The organism is Cellulosimicrobium sp. Marseille-Q8652 (assembly GCF_965112045.1).
In genome coordinates this window covers 136,076-156,950 of the sequence record NZ_CBCOPS010000001.1, presented here as the reverse complement: position 1 = coordinate 156,950, position 20,875 = coordinate 136,076, and the positions used below count along the sequence as shown (strand labels likewise).

13 protein-coding genes are annotated in these 20,875 nt (G+C 73.8%); all 13 read left to right on the top strand.

Translation table 11 applies throughout. The features are described 5' to 3' along the window. The first annotated feature begins 316 nt into the window (after window positions 1-316). The gene (locus tag ACWPWV_RS00695) at window positions 317-2,122 is read left to right on the top strand and encodes an ABC transporter substrate-binding protein (RefSeq protein ID WP_454041086.1); all 1,806 of its coding nucleotides are present in this window, start codon (window positions 317-319) and stop codon (window positions 2,120-2,122) included. 198 nt (window positions 2,123-2,320) lie between these two features. Then, a complete protein-coding gene (locus ACWPWV_RS00690) occupies window positions 2,321-3,841 on the top strand; it encodes an ABC transporter permease (RefSeq protein WP_454041085.1) in 1,521 nt (506 codons plus the stop codon). A gap of 114 nt (window positions 3,842-3,955) precedes the next feature. Continuing rightward, window positions 3,956-4,954: an ABC transporter permease gene (locus ACWPWV_RS00685; protein WP_454041084.1), complete on the top strand. Its 999-nt coding sequence runs from the start codon at window positions 3,956-3,958 to the stop codon at window positions 4,952-4,954. Then, the gene (locus tag ACWPWV_RS00680; protein WP_454041083.1) at window positions 4,954-6,783 is read left to right on the top strand and encodes an ABC transporter ATP-binding protein; all 1,830 of its coding nucleotides are present in this window, start codon (window positions 4,954-4,956) and stop codon (window positions 6,781-6,783) included. Before ACWPWV_RS00685 ends, ACWPWV_RS00680 begins: the two co-directional genes overlap by 1 nt. Window positions 6,784-8,048: 1,265 nt before the next feature. Then, window positions 8,049-9,575 (top strand): DUF4012 domain-containing protein, encoded by a 1,527-nt coding sequence (locus tag ACWPWV_RS00675; RefSeq protein ID WP_454041082.1) that lies wholly within the window; start codon window positions 8,049-8,051, stop codon window positions 9,573-9,575. A gap of 101 nt (window positions 9,576-9,676) precedes the next feature. Further along, window positions 9,677-10,246 (top strand): peptidase, encoded by a 570-nt coding sequence (locus ACWPWV_RS00670; protein ID WP_454041081.1) that lies wholly within the window; start codon window positions 9,677-9,679, stop codon window positions 10,244-10,246. 201 nt (window positions 10,247-10,447) lie between these two features. Next, window positions 10,448-11,983 (top strand): sugar transferase, encoded by a 1,536-nt coding sequence (locus tag ACWPWV_RS00665; RefSeq protein ID WP_454041080.1) that lies wholly within the window; start codon window positions 10,448-10,450, stop codon window positions 11,981-11,983. Beyond that, the gene (locus tag ACWPWV_RS00660; RefSeq protein WP_454041079.1) at window positions 11,967-13,124 is read left to right on the top strand and encodes a glycosyltransferase; all 1,158 of its coding nucleotides are present in this window, start codon (window positions 11,967-11,969) and stop codon (window positions 13,122-13,124) included. Before ACWPWV_RS00665 ends, ACWPWV_RS00660 begins: the two co-directional genes overlap by 17 nt. Next, a complete protein-coding gene (locus ACWPWV_RS00655; protein ID WP_454041078.1) occupies window positions 13,121-14,212 on the top strand; it encodes a polysaccharide pyruvyl transferase family protein in 1,092 nt (363 codons plus the stop codon). The genes ACWPWV_RS00660 and ACWPWV_RS00655 overlap by 4 nt, the downstream gene beginning before the upstream one ends. Next, on the top strand, window positions 14,209-17,166 hold the full coding sequence (locus ACWPWV_RS00650) for a glycosyltransferase (protein ID WP_454041077.1): 2,958 nt from the start codon (window positions 14,209-14,211) through the stop codon (window positions 17,164-17,166). The genes ACWPWV_RS00655 and ACWPWV_RS00650 overlap by 4 nt, the downstream gene beginning before the upstream one ends. Then, a complete protein-coding gene (locus tag ACWPWV_RS00645) occupies window positions 17,166-18,491 on the top strand; it encodes an O-antigen ligase family protein (protein ID WP_454041076.1) in 1,326 nt (441 codons plus the stop codon). Before ACWPWV_RS00650 ends, ACWPWV_RS00645 begins: the two co-directional genes overlap by 1 nt. Next, window positions 18,488-19,933: a lipopolysaccharide biosynthesis protein gene (locus ACWPWV_RS00640; protein ID WP_454041075.1), complete on the top strand. Its 1,446-nt coding sequence runs from the start codon at window positions 18,488-18,490 to the stop codon at window positions 19,931-19,933. Before ACWPWV_RS00645 ends, ACWPWV_RS00640 begins: the two co-directional genes overlap by 4 nt. Further along, entirely contained in the window at window positions 19,926-20,855 is a 930-nt protein-coding gene (locus ACWPWV_RS00635; RefSeq protein WP_454041074.1) for a polysaccharide pyruvyl transferase family protein, read from the top strand. The genes ACWPWV_RS00640 and ACWPWV_RS00635 overlap by 8 nt, the downstream gene beginning before the upstream one ends. Window positions 20,856-20,875 lie beyond the last annotated feature (20 nt).

Below are 20,875 nucleotides of genomic sequence, written 5' to 3'. Positions count from 1 at the left end.
ACCGGTCTTGCGCCTCGCCACATGGTGAGAAGCCGTGACGCACGTCACGGCACGTGAGCGGGTGTTTCGCCGCGATTTCCTCGCGATTTCCCCCGTGCAGCCGTGTCGTACCGCCCAGTATCAACTCGGTAACGATCGCCCTCCGCAACCGGGCACATGGGAGAACTGCCGCAACTTGGTAGGTAGCGTTGCCCGAAACCGTGGTGGGCGTCACCCGACCGCGCGCACCGGCTCACATCCGGGCGGCGCGACGGCGGGGCGGCCGAGGGCGACATGACGACCGATGCCGTGCTCACCATCCCTTGGAGGAGGAACATTGAAGATCAGGCGCACGAGCGCTGCCATCGCGGTGGCGGCCACGGGAGCACTGCTGTTCTCAGCGTGCTCGAGCCCCGCGGGGAACGACGAGGAGCCGGAGTCGACGGAGACCTCCGCGGCTGCCGAGGTCGACCCGGACGACCCCTGCAAGCAGGACACCGGCGTCACCGAGACCGCTGACGGCAACGTCTCGTTCTCCGTCGGCGAGGACGAGTTCCTCGGCTACAACTCGGTGACCCCCGAGACCTACTCGACGTACAACAGCGTCGTGACCGAGCGCATCCTCGGCGGCTTCTGGTACTTCGGCACCGACGGCACCATCTGCCACGACGAGACCTTCGGCACGTACGAGGTCACGAACGAGGACCCGCTGCAGGTCACGTACACCATCGCGGACGACGCCAAGTGGTCCGACGGCACCGACGTCACGGTCGCCGACTTCGTGCTCAGCTGGGGCGCGCAGTCCGTCCCGAGCGAGGAGGACCCCGCGACGGGTCTGTTCAACCACGTCTCCGGCCTGACCTACGGCGAGTACGTCCCCGAGGGCCCGCAGGGCGACGCGGACGGCAAGGAGTTCGTGCTCGACTACCCGACGGTCTACGCGGACTGGGAGATCCAGGTCGAGGCGCCGATGCCGGCGCACGTCGCCGCCGAGCAGGCCGGCATGTCGACCGAGGAGCTCGTCACCGCGATCCGTGACCGCGACTACACCGCGCTCGCGCCGGTCGCCGAGTTCTGGAACACCGGCTGGCTCTCCGCCTCCGGCGAGCTGCCCGACCCGGCCCTCGTGCCGTCGTCGAGCCAGTACGTGTTCAAGGAGAACGGCTGGACCGCCGGTCAGTCCCTCACGCTCACCGCGAACGAGGAGTACTGGGGCACCCCCGCGGCGACCAAGGAGCTGACGTTCCGGTTCACCGCAGCCGACACGCACGTCCAGGCCCTGCAGAACGGTGACCTCGACGTCATCGAGCCGCAGGCGACGGTCGACACCCTCGGCCAGCTCGAGGCGATCGGCGACTCCGTCACGGTCGTCACGGGCTCGTCGCTCACGTGGGAGCACCTCGACTTCAACTTCCGCGAGGGCAACGTCTTCGCCGACAGCCTGCCGCTGCGCGAGGCGTTCGCGCTGTGCGTGCCGCGCCAGCAGATCATCGACAACCTCATCTCGCCGATCAACCCCGACGCGGTCGTCATGAACGCCCGTGAGGTCTTCCCCTTCCAGGAGAACTACGAGGCGGTCGTCTCCGAGTCGTACGACGGTCGTTACGACGAGGTCGACATCGACGCCGCGAAGGCCAAGATCGCCGAGGCCGGCGTCACGACGCCCGTCACGGTCCGCATCGGCTACTCCGCGCCGAACCCGCGTCGTGCCGACCAGGTCGCCCTCATCAAGTCCAGCTGCGACCAGGCCGGGTTCCAGATCCAGGACGTCGGTGCTGCCGACTTCTTCGACAACACGCTGCCGAACGGTGACTACGAGGTCGCGCTGTTCGCGTGGGCCGGCTCGGGCCAGATCGCCTCGGGCCAGAACATCTACGCGACCGGCCAGCCGCAGAACTACGGCGAGTACAGCGACCCCGTCGTCGACGAGGCGTGGGACACGCTCGCGTCCTCGGTCGACCCCGAGGTGCACCTCGAGCAGACCAAGATCATCGAGAAGCAGCTCTGGGACACGCTGTTCGGCATCCCGGTGTTCGCGCACCCGGGCGTCGTGGCGTACAACTCCGACCTGCAGAACGTCCGCGACACCGCGACGCAGAGCACGGTCGTCTGGAACGCGGAGCAGTGGGCGCGCGCCAGCTGAGCGTGACCCGCTCCCGGTAGCACACGCTCCGTGAGCTCGCTCCGACCGAGCACCCTGTGGGGCAGGAGGTCCTCCTCCTGCCCCACAGAGGTGCTCGGACGGCTGCGATGACGGAAGACGTCCACCGGTGGCATACAGTGATCTGCTGTCCCACACGGAGCAGGCGCCCGACCGGCGCCAGGCTTGAAGGGTAAACCCGTGCTCAGATTCATCCTGCGGCGCATCGGGATCTCGTTCCTGGTGCTCCTCAGCGCGTCATTCCTCCTGTACATCATGGTGATCAACTCGGGTGACCCCCTCGAGGATCTCCGGGAGTCGAACGCAGAGAACCGCGACCAGCTCATCGCTGCACGCACCGAGTTCATGGGCCTGGACCAACCGGCCCTCGTCCGCTACTGGAACTGGCTGCGCGGCGTCCTCGGCTGCGTCACCCTCAACTGCGACTTCGGCGTCGACCGGACGAACCGCGACGTCGGCGTCCTCCTCGGCCAGGCCGCGAGCTCGACGCTGCGCCTCGTGGTCCTCGCGACGGTCCTCGCGATCATCGTCGGCGTCGCGCTCGGCATCCTCACCGCGATCCGCCAGTACTCCGGCTTCGACTACACCGTCACGTTCGGTGCCTTCCTCTTCTTCTCGCTCCCCGTCTTCTGGGCGGCCGTGCTGCTCAAGGAGTACGGCGCGATCCGCTTCAACGACTGGATCGCCGAGGGCCTGGTGAGTCCACCGGCCATCCTGCTGATCGCGGCCCTGCTCGGGTTCCTGCTGCAGGCCGTGCTCGGCGGGGACCTGCGGCGCCGGTTGCTGACCGCCGGCGCGACGTTCGTCTTCGTGACCGTCGTGATGTTCGTCTTCAACTCGATCGACTGGTACCGCAACCCGTTCATGGGCCCGGTCGTCGTCACGCTCTTCGGGGCCGGTGCGGCGGTCCTCGTCACGTCCCTCGTGACCGGGCTCGCGAACCGTCGCGTGCTCTACGCGACGCTCACGACCGTGGTCGTCGGCGTGGCCTCGTACTTCGCCTTCGCCGGGATCCTCGTGGAGCCGAGCGGCTGGCTCGTCCTCATCGGGCTCTTCGTGCTCGCGATCGCGCTGTCGATGCTCGTCGGCTACCTCTGGGGCGGCTACTCCCGCCGCCAGGCGATGTTCGCGTCCACGGTCACGGGCGTCATCATGAGCGTCCTCATCGTCGCGGACATCGCGATGGCGCACTTCTCGAGCTTCCTCGACCTCAAGTCCCGCCCCATCTCGACGATCGGTTCCGAGACGCCGAACTTCACCGGGGGGTTCTGGGAGTCGTTCCTCGACAAGGGAGCGCAGCTCCTGCTCCCCACCATCCTGCTCACCCTGATCTCGGTCGCGTCGTACAGCCGCTACACGCGTTCGTCGATGCTCGAGGTCATGGGTCAGGACTACGTGCGGACGGCCCGCTCCAAGGGCCTGTCGGAGCGCGCGGTGATCACCAAGCACGCGTTCCGCAACGCCCTCATCCCCATCACGACGATCGTCGCGTTCGACTTCGCCGGCCTCATCGGCGGCGCGGTCATCACCGAGACGGTCTTCGGGTGGAAGGGCATGGGCGAGCTGTTCAAGACCGGTCTCGACAACGTCGACCCGAACCCCGTCATGGCGTTCTTCCTCGTGACGGCGGTCGCGGCGATCTTCATGAACATGCTCGCCGACATCGCCTACGCGTACCTCGACCCGCGGATCCGGCGGTGACCGGGATGGCGACGGCACAGACGACGGACCAGCCGGTGCGCACGCCCGGCACGCAGACACCGACGAGCGGGCGCACGACCTGCACGACCCGCGCAGCGACACCCGGAGGCCGGGATGAGTAACGACGACCGCGCCCAGAGGGGCGACCAGTCCTTCGAGGTGATCCCCACGGTGCAGGGGATCGACGCCGAGGGGTCGAAGTCGACGGCGATCGCCGTCGAGTCGGACCCCCACGACGACAAGTCCTACAGCCAGGGCCAGCTCGTGCGCCGCCGGTTCTTCCGGCACAAGGGAGCGATGACCTCGCTCGTCGTGCTCGCCGTCGTGTTCGTGGTGGCCTTCACGTCGATCGGCATCGGCCCGATCCCCGGCTGGTGGCCGCACGACTACTCCCTCGCGGGCACGGTCGTGAACGGGGGAAGCCCGTCCTGGGCGCACCCGTTCGGCCAGGACACGGTCGGCAAGGACTACTTCGCGCTCGTCATGCGCGGCACGCAGCAGTCCCTGACCATCGCGCTCGGCGTGGGTCTCATCTCCACGTTCCTCGGCACCCTCATCGGTGCGCTGGCGGGCTACTACCGGGGCTGGGTGGAGGCGCTGCTCATGCGCGTCACCGACCTGTTCATCATCATCCCGCTCCTCGTCTTCGCGGCCGTGCTCGGCAAGATGGCCGGCGGCGGCATCTGGGCCCTGACCGCCGTGCTCGGCCTGGTCACGTGGACGGGCCTCGCTCGCCTCGTGCGCGGCGAGGTCCTGTCCCTGCGCGAGCGCGAGTTCGTCATGGCGGCGCGCGCCGTGGGGACCGGTCCCGGCCGGATCATCACGAAGCACATCCTGCCGAACGCGATCGGCGTCATCATCGTCTCCGCGACGCTGGCCATCGCGTCCGCGATCCTCCTCGAGACGTCGCTGTCGTACCTCGGCTTCGGCGTGCAGGCGCCCGACACGTCGCTCGGCCTGCTCATCTCGCAGTACCAGAACGCGTTCACCACCCGCCCGTGGCTCTTCTGGTGGCCGGGCATCATGATCCTCACGATCGCCCTCTCGGTGAACTTCCTCGGCGACGGCCTGCGCGACGCGTTCGACCCCCGCCAGAACAGGAGCAAGGCCTGATGACGACGATCGACATCTCCACCGAGGACTCGGCCGGCTTCCGCTCGGACGCCGTGCTGTCCTTCGAGGACCTCGACGTCCGGTTCGGCACCGAGTTCGGCACCGTCCACGCGGTCAAGGGCATCACGCTCGACGTCCGGCCGGGCGAGGTCGTCGCCCTCGTGGGCGAGTCCGGGTCGGGCAAGTCCGTCACGTCGATGACGGCGCTGGGTCTGCTCCCGAAGAACGCCAAGGTCGCGGGCACCATCCGCGTCGGGGACAAGGTCGTCAACAACCTCGACCTGCGCGCCCTGCGGCGCATGCGCGGCAACGACGTGGCCATGGTCTTCCAGGAGCCCATGACCGCGCTCAACCCGGTCCTCACGATCGGCGACCAGCTCGCGGAGGCGCTGCAGCTCCACGGCATCGCGTTCGGCAAGCAGGCGGACGCGCGCGCGGCCGAGCTGCTGCGCATGGTCGGCATCCCCGAGCCGGAGCGTCGCCTCAAGCAGTACCCGCACGAGCTCTCGGGCGGTCAGCGCCAGCGCGTCGTCATCGCCCTCGCGATCTCGTGCGACCCCAAGGTGATCATCGCCGACGAGCCGACCACCGCGCTCGACGTCACGGTCCAGGCCGAGATCCTCGACCTGCTGCGGTCGCTCAAGGACAAGCTCAACACGGGCATCCTCCTCATCACCCACAACATGGGCGTGGTCGCCGACATGGCCGACCGCGTCGCGGTGATGCTCAAGGGCGACCTCGTCGAGATGGGCACGGCCGACCAGGTCCTCAACCACCCGCAGCACGAGTACACGAAGCGCCTGCTGGGGTCGGTGCCGCACCTGGGCGCGGGCCGGGGGCAGTTCGGCACCGCGACCGAGGACGCCGTCCCGGTCCCGGAGTCCGTGGAGGCGCCCGCGCTCGACCTGCGCAACCTCGTCATCGAGTACCAGCGTCTCGGCAAGCCGCCGTTCCGCGCCGTGGACGACGTGTCGTTCCAGGTGCGCAAGGGCGAGATCGTCGGTCTGGTCGGCGAGTCGGGCTCGGGCAAGTCGACCATCGGCCGCTGCGCGCTGGGGCTCATCCCCGCCGCGAGCGGGTCGGTCTCGATCTTCGGCGACGACTTCGGCCGGATGAGCAAGGGCCAGCTCAAGGCCATGCGCCGGCGGATCGGCGTCGTGTTCCAGGACCCGGCGGCGTCGCTCAACCCGCGCATGCCGGTCGGCGACTGCATCGCCGAGCCGCTCGTCGTGCACCAGGTCGGCGACGCGAAGGCCCAGCAGGCCCGCGTCTACGAGCTGCTCGACGCCGTCGAGCTTCCCCGCAGCGCGTTCAACCGCTACCCGCACGAGCTGTCCGGCGGTCAGCGGCAGCGCGTGAGCATCGCCCGCGCCCTGACGCTCGACCCGGAGCTGCTCGTCGCGGACGAGCCGACGTCGGCGCTCGACGTCTCGGTGCAGGCGAGCGTCCTCCAGATGTTCACGAACCTCCAGGAGCGCTACCAGTTCGCGTGCCTGTTCGTGAGCCACGACCTCGCGGTCATCGACCTGCTCGCGCACCGTGTCGTCGTGCTGCAGAACGGCCGGATCGTCGAGCAGGGCCTGCGCGCCGACGTGCTGCACGACCCGCGGGAGGAGTACACGAAGCGGCTCCTCGCGGCCGCTCCCGTGCCGGAGCCGGGCGAGCAGCGGCGCCGTCGCGAGGCGCGCCACGCGCTCCTCGCGTCGCTGGGCGACCGGGCGACCGAGCTGCAGGACCCGGTGACGCCGTTCGAGCCCCTGGCGGCGTCCGCGAACCCCGAGGGCAACCCGTCGCTCCGGGGCGGCGGCGCCGGCGGCTTCTCCGGTTGACCGACGTCCGGGCCGGCGCCTCGCGCCGGCCCGGACCGCCGCACGACGCCACCCGAGGAGGGGTGCCGCAGTGAGAGCACCAGCGCTCGCGCGCCGACGCTCCCGCGCCCAGTCGGGCCTGCTCGCGACGATCCTGCTGCTCGCGGCGATCATCGTCGCGACCGTCGGGACGACGGTCGGTCACGTCCAGTCGTCGGCGACCGCGGGGGCGCGGGACGCCCTGGACGGCGCGACCGCCACGGCCCGGGCGGTGCAGGTCCAGACCCGGGTCGCGGCCGACCCGCAGGCCCAGGACGCGCGCGTGCGCGAGGTGGTCGCGAGCGACCTGTCCGGGGTCCCCCTCACGGTGCACCGCACCGTGCGGACGGAGCCCCTGCCGCTCGTGGTCCCGGCGTCCGACGGATCGGACGCCGTGGGCGAGGAGCCCACCCGGGCCGTCCTCGAGGTCGACCCGGCCCTGAAGGACGTCGGCGAGGTCGACGGCACCTGGCCGTCCGCGCCGGACGAGACCGCGATGCACGCGGACGCCGCGTCAGCGCTGGGCGTCGTGGTCGGTGACGTGGTCGTCGTGGACCGCTCCGAGACCGATCCGGAGGCCGAGCCCGGTGCTCGGCTGACCGTCGTCGGGACCTGGCGTCCCACCGACGCGGCCGACCCGCGGTGGTTCGACGACCCCCTCTCCGTCGCGGGTGCCGACGGATCGGTCCTGGGACCGCTCGTCGTGACGCAGGACGCGCTCGACGCGCTCGGCACGACCCCCTTCGTCCGCTGGACCGTCGTGCCCGACGCCGCCCGGGTCCAGCCCGCCGACCTCGCGGAGATCGCCGCCGGGGCGACCGCGCTGCGCGGTGGGCTGCGCGACGACGACACCGTCGCCGTGCGCGGTCTGACGGTCGCCGGCGAGCTCGCGGCGACCGCGGACGAGGCGCGGGCCGCGCTCCGCGCGGCGAGCGCCGTCACGCTCGTGCCGGTGCTGCTCCTGCTCGTGGTGAGCGTCGTCGCCCTCGTCCAGGTGGCCCGTCTGCTCGCCCAGACCCGCGCCGGCGAGGTAGGCCTGCTCGTGGCGCGAGGGGCCTCCACGCAGCAGCTCACGCTCGCGTCCGCGGTCGAGGCGGGGGGCGGCGTGGGGGTCCGCGCCGGCGGCGGCGGGGGGGGCGGGGCGGACCCGGGGGGGGGCCGGGCCGCCCCCGCGCGGGGGGGCCGGGCCGCCGGGGGGGGGGCGGCCGGGGGGGCCGCACGGGCGGGTCGCCCGGGCGCTGCGGGTGGTGGGGGAGGCCGCGGGCGCGGTGGGCCTGCCCGCCGGCGCGGTCGACCGCCTCGCCGCGGACGCGCTGCCCCGCCTCGCCGCCGCCGCGGAGGCCGCCGACCCCGGACGTCTCGCCCCGCGGGGCGGCGCGGTCGACCTCGCGCCGCTCGAGGAGGCGCAGGCCGACGTGATCGCGGCGGACGGGGCCGTCGCCTCCGCGCTGGAGGCCGTGACGGCCATCGACACGCGGTCCCTGGTGCCGCAGCTCGCGGGGCCGGTGGCGGACCTGCGGGACCAGCTGCGCGACGTCCGCGCGTCGACGGCGACCGCCGCGCGCGCCGTCGACCTCCTGCCGCCGATGCTCGGGGCCGACGGGCCGCGGGACTACCTCGTCCTGGTCCAGAACAACGCCGAGCCGCGCGCGGTCGGCGGCATCGCGGGCTCCGTGCTGCACCTGCGGGCGGAGGACGGCAGGGTCGCGCTCGTCGAGGTGCGTCCGGGGAACGAGCTCGGCGGGTACGAGTCCAGCGTGGTCGAGCTCGCGAGCGCCGAGGAGGCGCTCTTCGGCGACGACCTGGGGCGCTTCATGCTCAACGCCACGTCCACGCCCGACTTCCCCCGCGCTGCGCAGGTCGCGCGGTCGATCTGGGCGGATCGCACCGGCCAGACCGTCGACGGCGTCCTCGCCGTCGACCCGGTCGCGCTGCAGGGCATGCTGGGCGCCACCGGCCCGGTGACGTTCGGCGACCCGCTGGGCGCCGAGGTGACGATCACGGGGGACGACGCGGCGTCGTTCCTGCTCAACGGCGTCTACCAGCGGTACGAGGACCCGGCGGTGCAGGACGTCGTCCTCGCCGGTGCGGCCGACGCCGTGTTCCGCGCGCTGACCGACCCCGCGGCGGCGGACCCCGCCCGGGTCGTGGGCGCGCTCGCGCAGTCGGCGCGCGAGGGTCGGCTGCTCGTGTGGTCGGCGGACGACGGGGAGCAGGGACGCCTCGCCGGGACCGTCCTGTCGGGCGAGCTGCAGGGCTCCACCAGCTCGCCCGCCGGCGAGTCGTCACCCGTCGTCGGGGTGTACCTCAACGCGTCGTCCGCGGCGAAGGTCGGGTACTACCTCGACACGTCCGTCGCGATCGAGGACGTCACGTGCCGGCCCGACGGGTCGCAGCAGTTCACGGCCGCCGTGACGCTCACGTCGACCCTCACGCCCGACGACGCGGCGACCCTGCCGGGCTACGTGACGGGCGAGCGGGACGGCGACGGCACGATCCGCACGAACCTGCTCGTGTACGCGCCGTCGTACGGCGCGATCCGTGGCACCGGCGGCGACGAGAGTGATCTTGGTCTCTTCTCCCAGGTGCACGACGGGCTCGTCGTCGGCGGGCGCACCGTGGCGCTCCCGCCCGGCGGATCGGCGACTTTCCGCTACGAGATCGTGAGCGGCAAGCACCAGCCCGGCGATGTTTCCGTGCGGAAAACTCCTGGTGTCCGTTCCACGTCGGACACCGTCCCGACTTCCGTGTGTGGAGAGAGTGTGTTCTCCTGAGGACGCACGGCAGGGGGCCGTCGACGGGACGCGCGCGTCCCACGACGGGGTGGCGTGTCCGCTGGTCCCCTGCGTCGTCCACACAGCAGGGGGCCATTTTCATGAACATCCGACGTACCGGAGCGATGCTCCTCCTCACCGCGGCGCTCGCCGCCGCACCGGCCGCCGCGGCCGTCGCCTACGAGGCCGACGAGTACGAGGTCGGCATCTCGACGACGACGCCCGCGCCGGGCGAGTCGTTCACCGTCACGGTGGGCGGGCCCGCGGGCAACCCGACCATCACGCTCACCATCTCCTCGCCCGACGTGCCCGACGGCGCGATCAGCATCGCCGGCACGAAGGCGCTGACGAAGAGCACCACGGACGGCTTCGCGTCGTTCACGGTGACCCTCGCGGAGCCCGGCGCGTTCACGCTCGTCGCGACGGACGCCGACGGCACCGTCCTGTCGACGCAGCAGGTCGTCGTGGCGTCCGACTCCACGGGCGGGGCCGGGGCCGGCACGGACGGTTCCGGTGCGGGCGCGAGCGGCGCCACCGGCTCGGGCGGCTCCGGTCTCGCGGAGACCGGCTCGGACGACGTGCTGCTCCTGGGCGGCGCGGCGCTCCTCGTCGCGGGCGGTGCGACGGCGGTCGTCGTGGCACGCAACCGCCGCGCCGGGAACCGGGCCTGACGACGGCGGCGCCCGCCGGCAGGCGGGCGCCGCCACCACCTCTCTCACGGACCGATCCGTCGGCCCGTTCCGACCCGGGGACGACGGCGTCCAGATCCGGGTCATCATCATCTCGGCACGTGCAGGCGCGTGGCCCGGCCGTTCCCGGCGGGCCCCGCGTCCTCGTGGCGTTGCCGCAGCACGGACGTCGCGGGGGGCACCATGACGTTGGAGAAGGACCAGGAGATCGGTCCGGTCGACCTCGACCGGACCGCACCGGCGGACGACGCGGTACGCGCCGTCTCGCCGTTCGACACCGGGCAGCTCGTCCGGATCGCGCTCGGCGCCTACCGGCGGCCGGGCTGGAAGACGCGGCTCGTGCGGCGGGTCGCGCTCGTCGACACGGTCGCGGTGCTCGCCGCGATCGCGACGGCGTACCTCGTCCGGTTCGACGGGATCGGCGGGACGACGCTCGACCTGCAGTACCTCGCCATCTCGCTCGGGCTGCTCGCCGCGTGGCTCACCGCGCTGCGCATGGCGTTCTCGCGCGAGGGCCGGCTCCTCGGGACCGGCGCGCCGGAGTACGCCCGCGTGGTCAACGCGACCGTGGCGGTGTTCGGCATCGTGGCGATCGTCGCCTACCTCGTGAAGTACGACCTCGCGCGCGGCTACGTCGCGATCGCGCTGCCGGTCGGTCTCGTGCTGCTCCTCCTCGGGCGGTACGCCTCACGGAGGCGCCTCGTCCGGCTCCGGGAGCAGGGCCGCTGCCGCTCCAAGACCGTCGTCGTCGGCGGGCGCGAGGGCGCGGCGCACCTCGTCGAGGAGCTGCGCAAGGCCAGCCACACGGGCTACGAGGTCGTGGGGGTGTGCGTCCCCGGTGGGCCGGTCGAGCCCGCGGAACGCGTGGCGGGCGTGCCCGTCGTCGGTGACGTGGGCGACGCCGCGCGGCTCGTCGAGCCCCTGCGCGCCGACACCGTCATGGTGACGGGCTCCGACCTCGTCACCCCGCGGACCGTCAAGCGGCTCGCGTGGGACCTCGAGCCCTGGGGCGCGGACCTCGTGCTCGCCCCCGCGCTGACCGACGTCGCCGGCCCGCGCATCCGGACGCGACCCGTCGCCGGGCTGCCGCTGCTCCACGTGGAGGCCCCGGGGTACTCGGGCCCGCAGCACGTGCTCAAGCGGACGTTCGACGTCGTCGGCGCGCTCGTGCTCATCGCGCTCTTCTCGGTGCCGCTCGCCGTGACCGCGATCGCGGTCGCCACGACCAGCCGCGGCCCCGTCCTCTTCCGCCAGGAGCGGGTCGGCCTGCAGGGCGAGCCGTTCACCGTGCTGAAGTTCCGCTCCATGGTGGTCGACGCCGAGTCGCGCCTCGAGGACGTCCTCGGGAGGGGGAACGTCGGCGTCTTCTACAAGCCGAAGGTCGACCCGCGCGTCACCCCGGTCGGGCGCTTCCTGCGCCGGTACTCGATCGACGAGCTCCCGCAGCTCTTCAACGTGCTCGGCGGGTCGATGAGCCTCGTCGGGCCGCGGCCGCAGGTCGCGCTGGAGGTCGACCAGTACGACGACGAGATCGGCCGCCGGCTCCTCGTCAAGCCCGGCCTCACCGGGCTGTGGCAGGTCTCCGGGCGCAACGACCTCACGCTCGACGAGAGCGTGCGGCTGGACCTGTACTACGTGGAGAACTGGACGATGGCGGGGGACCTGCTCATCCTGCTGCGGACCCTGCGAGCGGTGGTGGGGCGTGACGGTGCGTACTGACGGGGCACGCCCCGCCCGCCGGGGCGGGTCCCGGGCGGCCGGCACGGTCCTCCACGTCACCGAGTGCGACGGCGGGGGCGTCCTCCGGGCGGTCGAGCAGGCCGTCGCGGCGACCCCCGAGTACGACCACGTCGTCCTCTGCCCGGCGCGCGGCGGAGGACCGGCACGTCTCGGGGACGACGAGTGGCGCATGCCGCGCGGGTTCCTGTCCCGGGTCCGCGGCATCGAGCGCGTGGCCTGGGCGACGGGGGCGGACGTGGTCCACGCCCACTCGACGTGGGCCGGGGTGTACGCCCGCGCGGCGCGCCTCGCGACCCCCGTCCTCTACCAGCCGCACTGCTTCGCGTTCGAGGACGTGACGGCCGCACGACCGGTCCGGGGCGCCTACCGGCTCGCCGAGCGGCTCATGGCACCTCGCGCCGCGGCGGTGCTCGCGCTCACGCCGCGCGAGGAGGAGCTCGCGCGGGACCTCGGGGCGCGGGCCGTCGAGGCCGTGGTCAACGCACCGACGGTGGACGCGCCGACGGCGGAGACACGGGCGGGGTACGCCGGCTCGACGGGCGCGCGGGCCTCGTCCCGGCCCGAGCACCGGACGACGCGGTCCACGGTGGCGATGGTGGGCCGCATCTCGCCGCAGAAGGACCCGCGCTTCTTCGCGCGCGTCGCGGAGGCGGTCCGCGCGACCGACCCGGACGTCGGCTTCCGGTGGATCGGGGACGGTGACAGCGGCGCCCGCCGGGCGCTCGAGTCCGCGGGCGTCGAGGTGACCGGGTGGCTGGACGACCTCGCCCTCGCGGACGCTCTCGGCGAGGCCGACCTCTACCTGCACTCGGCGGTGTACGAGGGCTTCCCGCTGAGCGTCCTCGACGCGGCGGCGCAGGGGGTCCCCGTGGTCGTGCGCGACATCCCGGCGGTGCGCCACACGTCGCTGCGCCGGGTGACGACCGAGGCCGAGGCCGTCGCCGTCGTCCGCGCCCTGGGCGACCCCGACCTCGTGGCGGACCTGGCGCACCGGACGAGGACCCTCGCGCTGTCGATGACCCGCGACGCCCACCGGGAGGCGCTCCTCGAGGTCTACGGCCGCTGGGTGGGGCGACCCGCGGCACCCCGCGCGGACCGACGAGCAAGGAGCACGACATGACGACGCGACGGCCGAGCGCGGTGGTCCTCCACGGGTACAGCGCGGCGAACAAGGGGGACGGGCTCCTCGTCGAGCACGCGCTCGACGTCGTCCGCCAGGTCCTGGGCGACGAGGCGGACGTGACCGTCGTCGCCAACCACCCCGAGACGTTCCGCGGCCTGCCCGTGACGGTCGTCGACTCCGGGATCCGCCGGCGCGGCGTCTCGCGCGACTACCTGCGGCTGCTGCGGTCGCTCGACCGGTACGACCTCGTGCTCGGCGTCGGCGGCGGCTACCTGCGCTTCGGGCGCCCGCTGGAGGCCGTGAAGGCGGGCCTGGTCCACCTGCCGCAGCTCGCCGCGGCGGCACGGACCGCCGCGCCGACGGTCTACCTGCCGCAGTCGGTGGGACCGCTGCGCGGACCGTCGCGCCCGGTCGTGCGGCGGCTGCTGCGCGGGGTCGACGTCGTGCTCGCGCGCGACGACCGGACCGTCGCGGAGCTCGCGCTGGGCAACGTGGTCCGCACGTCCGACCTCGCGCTCGGTGACATCGACGTGGACCGGCGGGGCGCTCTGCCGTTCGACGAGGCCGCCCTGCCGGTCCTCTCGGTGCGGTACGTCGACGGCGGCATCACGCGACCGCTCGCACGGCTCGCCGAGGCGATGCGTCCCTTCGACGGGTACGTCCAGAGCACCGCCGGGGCCAACGACGACCGGGCGGCGATGGCCTCGCTCGCGCCCGGCACCACGCTCGGGTACGACGAGCTCGTCGGCTCACCGGCGTCGGCCCGGGTCGTCGTCGCCGTGCGCATGCACGCGGCGCTCATGGCGATCCGCGCGGGTCACTACGTGGTCCACCTGTCGTACGAGCGCAAGGGCTTCGCAGCCTTCGGCGACCTCGGGCTCTCGGACCTCGTCCACAACGTCCGCAGCCTCGACCCGGCCGTGGTCGCCGGGCAGGTCCGCGCGCTGCGCCACGACCCGGGCGCCCGCGCGGACTACGACCGCAGGATGGCCGAAGCCGTCGCGACCTTCGGCCCGCGGCGGGCCCAGGTCGTCGAGGTCGTCCGCGACCGGGTCGCGCGCGCGGCGACCGAGGTGCCGGCGTGACCGGGCTCGACGTCGTCATCGCCGCGTACGAGGCGCAGTCCACGATCGCGCGGGCGGTCCGGTCGGCGCGCGACGTCGCGGACCGGGTGGTCGTCGTCGACGACGGCAGCACGGACCGCACCGGTGAGGTGGCGCGAGCGGCCGGCGCGGTCGTGGTCCGCCAGGACAACGCGGGGGCGGCGGCCGCTCGTGACCGGGGGCTCGACGCCGTCGAGGCGCCGTTCGTCCTCTTCCTCGACGCCGACGACACGGTCCTCGCCGCGGGCGTCCGCAGGTCGCTCGCGATGCTCCGGGAGTCCCCGGACCTGGTCGCCGTCGCGGGACGCGTCGTGCTCGTCGAGCCCACCGGTCGCCGTCGCGTGCGCGGGGCGTACCCGGGGCCCGTGACGACGGCAGGTCTCGTCCGCCGCGGGGTCGGACCGTGGCCCCCCGCGGCGCAGGTCGTGCGCGTCTCGGCGCTGCTCGCCTCGCGCGCCGCGGAGCCGGAGCCCGTGCGCCCGCGGTACGCCGAGGACTTCGAGACGGTCCTGCGCCTCACGCTCCAGGGTGCGGTCGTCCAGCACGACGAGCCGTCGTGCGAGTACCGCGTGCACGTCGGGAAGGCGTCGCGCAACGCGGAGCAGGCGCTGCGGTGCAAGGAGGAGGTGCGCTCCCGCTACGCGGACCACCTCGGCGTGCCGATCGTCCCGATGACCGACCCCGAGATCCGGGCCGGAGCGGCCGCGATGCGTGCGCGCGCGGACCTCGCCAACCGCCGCGTCGCCGCCCTCGCGGCCAGCGGGCCGCTGGCGCTCGCGCGGACCCTCGCGGCCCGGTCCGGACGGCGACGACGGTCGCACCGTCGCGACGACCGCGCGCCGCTGGTCGTCGCCCCGTGGTTCGAGGGCGGGGGAGCGCAGCACGCGCTCGTCGGCCTGCTCCGCGAGGCCGGTCCCGGCACGGTCGACGTGGTGAGCGTGTTCGACGGCTGCCGGAACGACGAGCCGGTGCGCGACGCCGCCCGGGAGTACGTCCGCCTCCGGGCTCCGCGCGGGCCCGTCGGCGCGGTGGTCGGCGCGGCGCGGCTGGTGCCGCACCTGCGCGGCCGGCCCGTCGTCTTCTCCCTCATGCGGGGCAGCCACGTCGTCCTCGGCCTGCTGCCCGCCGCGCTGACGCGTGGCGCCCGGCGCGTCGCGAGCTTCCACCAGCTGCCGTCGACCGACGGCGCGGACCGGCTCGCGAGGGTGGAGGACGTGCTCGCCCGCCGGTGGACGCGTCGGTGCGACGTCGTGACGGCTCCGTCGGCGCTCGCGGTCCGCGAGATCGTGGACCGGGGGTTCGCCGGCGCCGACGTCGTGCGCGAGGAGGGCAACGTCGTCGCGGCGAGCTCGCGCGGCGCCGCGTCGAACGCCGAGCGTCACGACGGCCGCGTGCGCCTGCTGTTCGCGGGACGGCTCGCGCACCAGAAGGGGCTCGACCGGCTCCTGGCGTGGACGGCACGGTCGGCGGTGCCCGTCGACCTCCGCGTCGCGGGGGAGGGGGAGCTCGCCGGCTGGCTGCGCGAGAACGCCGGGGACCTGGGACCGCCGCACACGGTGACGCTCCTCGGCCACGTCGACGACCTGGCGGCCCAGCTCGACTGGTGCGACGCCGTCGTGCTGCCGAGCAGGTTCGAGCTCAACCCGGTCGTCGTCTGGGAGGCGTGGGCGCGCGGCCGCGCGGTCGTGGCGTCGGACCTGCCCGTCCTGCGCGACCTCGCGCGCCGCGGCCCCGTCCTCCTCGCCGACGGGCCCGAGCAGTGGGCCGAGGCGCTGCGGGAGGTCGCGCGCGCCGACGCGCGGGCGGCGCTCCACGCCGCCGGCCTCCGGGCGTTCGCCGCTCGCGAGCGGGGCTCGGCGCTGGGAGGGCTGCTCGCGGGCGGGACGTCGCTCCGGGTCGTCGAGTCGTGGCCCGCCCGTCGCAACCGCGGCCACAACCCGTTCCAGCACCTCCTCAGCGAGGGCATCGAGCGGTCGGGCGCCCGGGTGCGCGAGTTCTCCCTGCGGCGGTCGCCGCTGCGGCCCGCCGACGTCTGGCTCTGGCACTGGCCCGACCTGCAGTTCGCCGGCACCGGTGCGGTCGGTGCGTGGGCGCGTGCGGCGTACCTGGTCGGCATCGCCCGGTGGGCACGACGGCGCGGGACCGCGCTGGTCTGGACCGTCCACAACCTCGGGAACCACGAGGGCCGGAACCGTCGCGCCGAGGAGTGGTTCTTCCGCCGGTTCGTGCGGACGCTGTCCGGCGCCCACTACCTCAGCGAGTCGTCGCGCGCGTCGGCGCTGCTCCGGTACCCGGGGCTCCGGGCGGTCCCGGGGACCGTGGTCCCGCACGGGCACTACGGCGACGTCACGGAACGCGTGCCGCGCGAGGACGCGAGGTCGGTGCTGGGCCTCGCGCCGGACGACACGGTCCTCGCCTTCGTCGGGAAGGTCCGGGCGTACAAGGGGGTCCCGGCGCTGCTGGAGGCCTTCCGCGCGACGACCGAGCCGTCGCTCCGGCTCCTCGTCGCGGGCGCCGTCGAGGACACCGCGTCGAGCGACGCCCTCGCCGCGGCCCCGGAGGACGGCCGGCTGCTGACTACCTCGCGCCGTCTCACCGAGGAGGAGCTCGCGACGCACCTCGGTGCCTGCGACCTCGTCGTGCTGCCGTACGAGGACGTCACCAACTCGGGCAGCGCGCTCCTCGCGCTGACGCACCACCGGCCCGTCCTCGTCCCGGACGTCCCGCTCTTCCGCGAGCTCCGCGAGGCGATGGGCGAGGAGTGGGTCCGCCTCTTCGTCGGCCCGCTCACGCCCGGCCTGCTCGAGAAGGAGGCGCTCCTCGCGGCAGAGGTCACCGCGACCGGCCGCCCGCCGCTCGACGGTCTCGACTGGCCGGTGCTCGCGGCGCGGCTGGTCGACTGGTACCGCACCCTCGACCCGGTGCGGGGACGCTGATGCGCGCCGCCGCCGCCGTCGTGCTCCTGGTCGGGGCGCTGCTCGTCCTCTCGAGCCGTTCCCGGGACCGGATCGTGCTCGTCGCGCTCCTCGTGACGCTCACCGTTCTCCCGGTGCGCCTCGTCGGTCTCGGCGAGGCGAGCGACCGGTGGACCGTCGGCACGAGCAGCGCGGTCCCGGCGCTCACGGCGTACGCGGTCGTCCTCTGGACGATCTGCCTGTACCTGCTCGTCAGCGCGCGGCGCCGACCGCGGGGTGCCGGTCTCGTGCTGCCGTTCCTCGTCGCGCTCGCCGTCGGGACCCTGGTCTGGCCCCACGAGCCGAACGTGCTCTCGGGAGTCCTGCACCTCGCGACGACCGCGGCGGCCTGGGTCGTCGGCCTCGGCCTCGCGGACCGTCTCGCCTCCGACGCCGGCACGCGGCGCACGCTGAGCATCACCCTGCTCGCCGTCGCCGTCGTCCTCGGCGTCTCCGTGGTCGTGCAGACGCCGTTGCTCGGCGGTGCGGCGGAGACCGCACGTGCCTCGGGCCTCTTCTCCCACCCCGCGACGATCGGCAAGCTCGCGGTGCTGCTGCTCGGGCTCGCGCTCCCGCTCACCCGGTCCGCCGACCGCGCCGACCGCGCACGCGCGACCGCGACCGTCGTCGTCCTGGTCCTCTCGACGGCCCCCACGCTCTCGCGCGCCAACGTCGTCGCGCTCCTGGCCGCCCTCGTGGTGTGGACCGTCCTCCAGCCGGGTGGGCGGGCCCGGACGTGGGCGCTGCTCCTCGCGGCCCTCGTCGCGGTCTACCCGGTCGTCGGCTCGCTCGCCGAACGGTTCAGCGTCGACCGCGAGGGGGGTGACCGTCCGGAGCTCCTGGACGCGGGCCTCCGCCAGATCAGCAGGTCCCCGTGGTGGGGCACGGGACCCAACAACTACGTCCCGGCGACCGCCGGCCACGAGCCCGTCGTGGCCGCGACGGGCTACCCCGTCCACAACTCGCTCCTGCTCGCCGTCGCCGAGCTCGGTCTCGTGTGCGCAGCCCTCCTCCTCGTCCCCCTCGTCGCGTCGGCGGTGACGGCGCTGCGTCTCGTGCGCCGTGACGGCGACGCCGGTCTCGCCGCCCGGGCGTTCCTCGCGGTCGCCGCGGGCGTCGTGGTCGTGGGCGCGACCGGCTGGGGTCTCCTGCAGCAGCCCGTCACCGAGCTGCTGTTCCTCGTCGCCGGGGTCCTCCACGGGACCATGCGGCGGGCGACCTCCGAGCCGGGGGACGCCGACGCGGTGGAGACGGTCCTCGGGCCGCGCGAGCTCGTGCGCCCGCCGGGACGGGCGGTGCGCGCATGACGCACGCCCAGGTCGCGGTCCGCGGCGCGACGGCCACGTTCGTGGGCCAGGGACTGCGGTTCGGCATCCAGGTCGCGAGCGTCGTGCTGCTGTCGCGGATGCTCGACCCGGCCGACGTCGGGAGCTTCGCGATGGTCGTCGCGCTCGTCGGGCTCGCCCTGCTCGTCGGCGACTCCGGCCTCTCGACCGCGTCGATCCAGGCGGAGGACGTCACGGCCGACGAGCGGACGAACCTCTTCTGGCTGAACCTCGCGCTCGGCACGACGTGCGGCGCGGCCGTCCTCCTCGCCTCCTGGCCGATCGCCGCGTTCTACGGGATCCCGGCGCTGGTCCCGGTCGTCCAGGCGATGAGCGTCCTGTTCGTCGTCCAGGCCGCGCGGGCGCAGTTCTCCGCGAACGCCGCGCGCGAGTTCGCGTTCGGGCGCCTCGCCGTCGTCGACGTCGCCGCTCAGGCGGCCGGCCTGGCCGCGGCCGTCGCGGTCGCCCTCGGCGGCGGGGGCATCTGGGCGCTCGTGGTCCAGCAGCTCGGTGCGGCGGTGTGCGCGCTCGTCGTCATCGTGGCGATGTCGTCGTGGCGTCCCGGCCTGCCCCGGAAGGGCGTCTCGGTGCGCCGGTTCCTGCGCCTCGGGGGCAACACGCTCGCGCTCCAGGCGCTCAACTACGCGACGGCGAACGTCGACTCCGTGCTGCTCGGACGTTTCCAGGGGGCGGCCGTCGTCGGCGTGTACGACCGCGCCTACCAGTTCTTCCGGATGCCGCTCCAGCAGGTCGCCGCGCCCCTGACCCGGGTCGCGCTCCCGGTGCTGTCACGGATCCACGACGACGCCGTCTACGGGCGCTACGTCGTGCGGGCCCAGCTCATCCTCGTGTACGGGCTGGGCGGCGCCTTCGCGGTCGCCGTCGCGGTGGCGGACCCGCTCTTCGCGGTCCTGCTCGGCCCGGGGTGGTCCGCGACGCCGTCGTTGTTCACGATCCTCGCCGTGGGCGGCCTCTTCCAGGTGCTCGGCTACGTCTACTACTGGATCTTCGTCTCGCGGGACAAGACCGGGGTCCAGCTCCGGGTCTCCGTCGTCTCGCGCGTCGCGATGATCGGCCTGATGTGCGCCGGCGTCCCCTGGGGCGCGACCGGGGTCGCCGTCGGCGTCTCGGCCGGGCTCGCGCTGAACTGGGTCGCCCTCACGGTCGTCGCCCTCCCGCGCACCGGGATCGCCGTCCGCGACCTGCTCGTCGTCGCGGTGCGCCCCGTCGTCGTGCTCGTCACCACCGTCCTGGTCGTCCGCGCCGTCGCCGCGGTCCTGAGCATCGGCGCGCCGGTGGTCGAGCTGGGGGCGCTGCTCGTCGCGTGCGCCGTCGTGCTCGGCGCCTCGCTGCTCGTGCCGGGCGTGCGCCGGGACGTCCGTGCACTCCGTTCGACGCTCGACCACTGGAGGAAGCGTGCCTAGGACCCGACTCGTCTACTGGGACCCGCGCGCCACGCGCGGAGGGAGCCGTCTCGGCCGGCTCGTCTCGCTCGCGCCCCGGAAGCAGAACTTCGGGGACCTCCTCGGCCCCCGGGTCACCGAGGCGCTCGCGGGCACCGCGGGCTGGCGTCCGTGGCCGGTACCCCGACGCCTGCCCGTCTCCGCGGACCGTCGACGCCGCCTGCTCACCGTGGGGTCGATCGTGCACTTCGCCCGCGACGGCGACGTGGTCTGGGGGTCGGGCGTCAACGGGAAGATCGCGGACTCCGCGTACCGGTTCGCCGACGTCGACGTCCGGGCCGTCCGCGGACCGCTGACGCAGGAGTGGTTCGCCCGTCGCGGTGTCGACGCGCCGTCCGTCCACGGCGACCCGGCGCTCCTCCTGCCGACGCTCGAGCCCGGTCTCGTCGGGCTCACGGCGCACAAGCGCCGGGCGCTCGCGGTCGTGCCCAACCTCAACGAGGTCGACCGGTGGTCGACGCACCCCGACCTCGTGGACCCGCGGGACCCCGTCGACGCCGTGCTCGCCGCGATCGCCACGAGCGAGCGCGTGGTCACGTCCTCGCTCCACGGCCTCGTCGTGGCCGAGTCGCTCGGCGTCCCGGTGTCGCTCGTCCAGTCCACGGTCGAGCCGGACCTCAAGTTCCGCGACTACGTGCTCGGGACGGGCCGCGACGGGATCGAGCGGCACGAGGACCTGGACCGGGCGCTGCGTGCCAAGCCCGTGCCGGCGTCGCTGCCGTGGGACCCGGCGCCCCTGCTGGAGGCCTTCCCGTGGGACGTGCTGCACCGTGCCGAGGGTGCCGGTCCGTGGTTCGATCGAGGTGCGCCCGCCCGGACGGACGACGCCGCGACGACGCTCCCCGTGGAGCCGTCGTCCGCCGACGTCGGCCCGAGGTCGTAGGGCAGGAAACAGGGGGAACG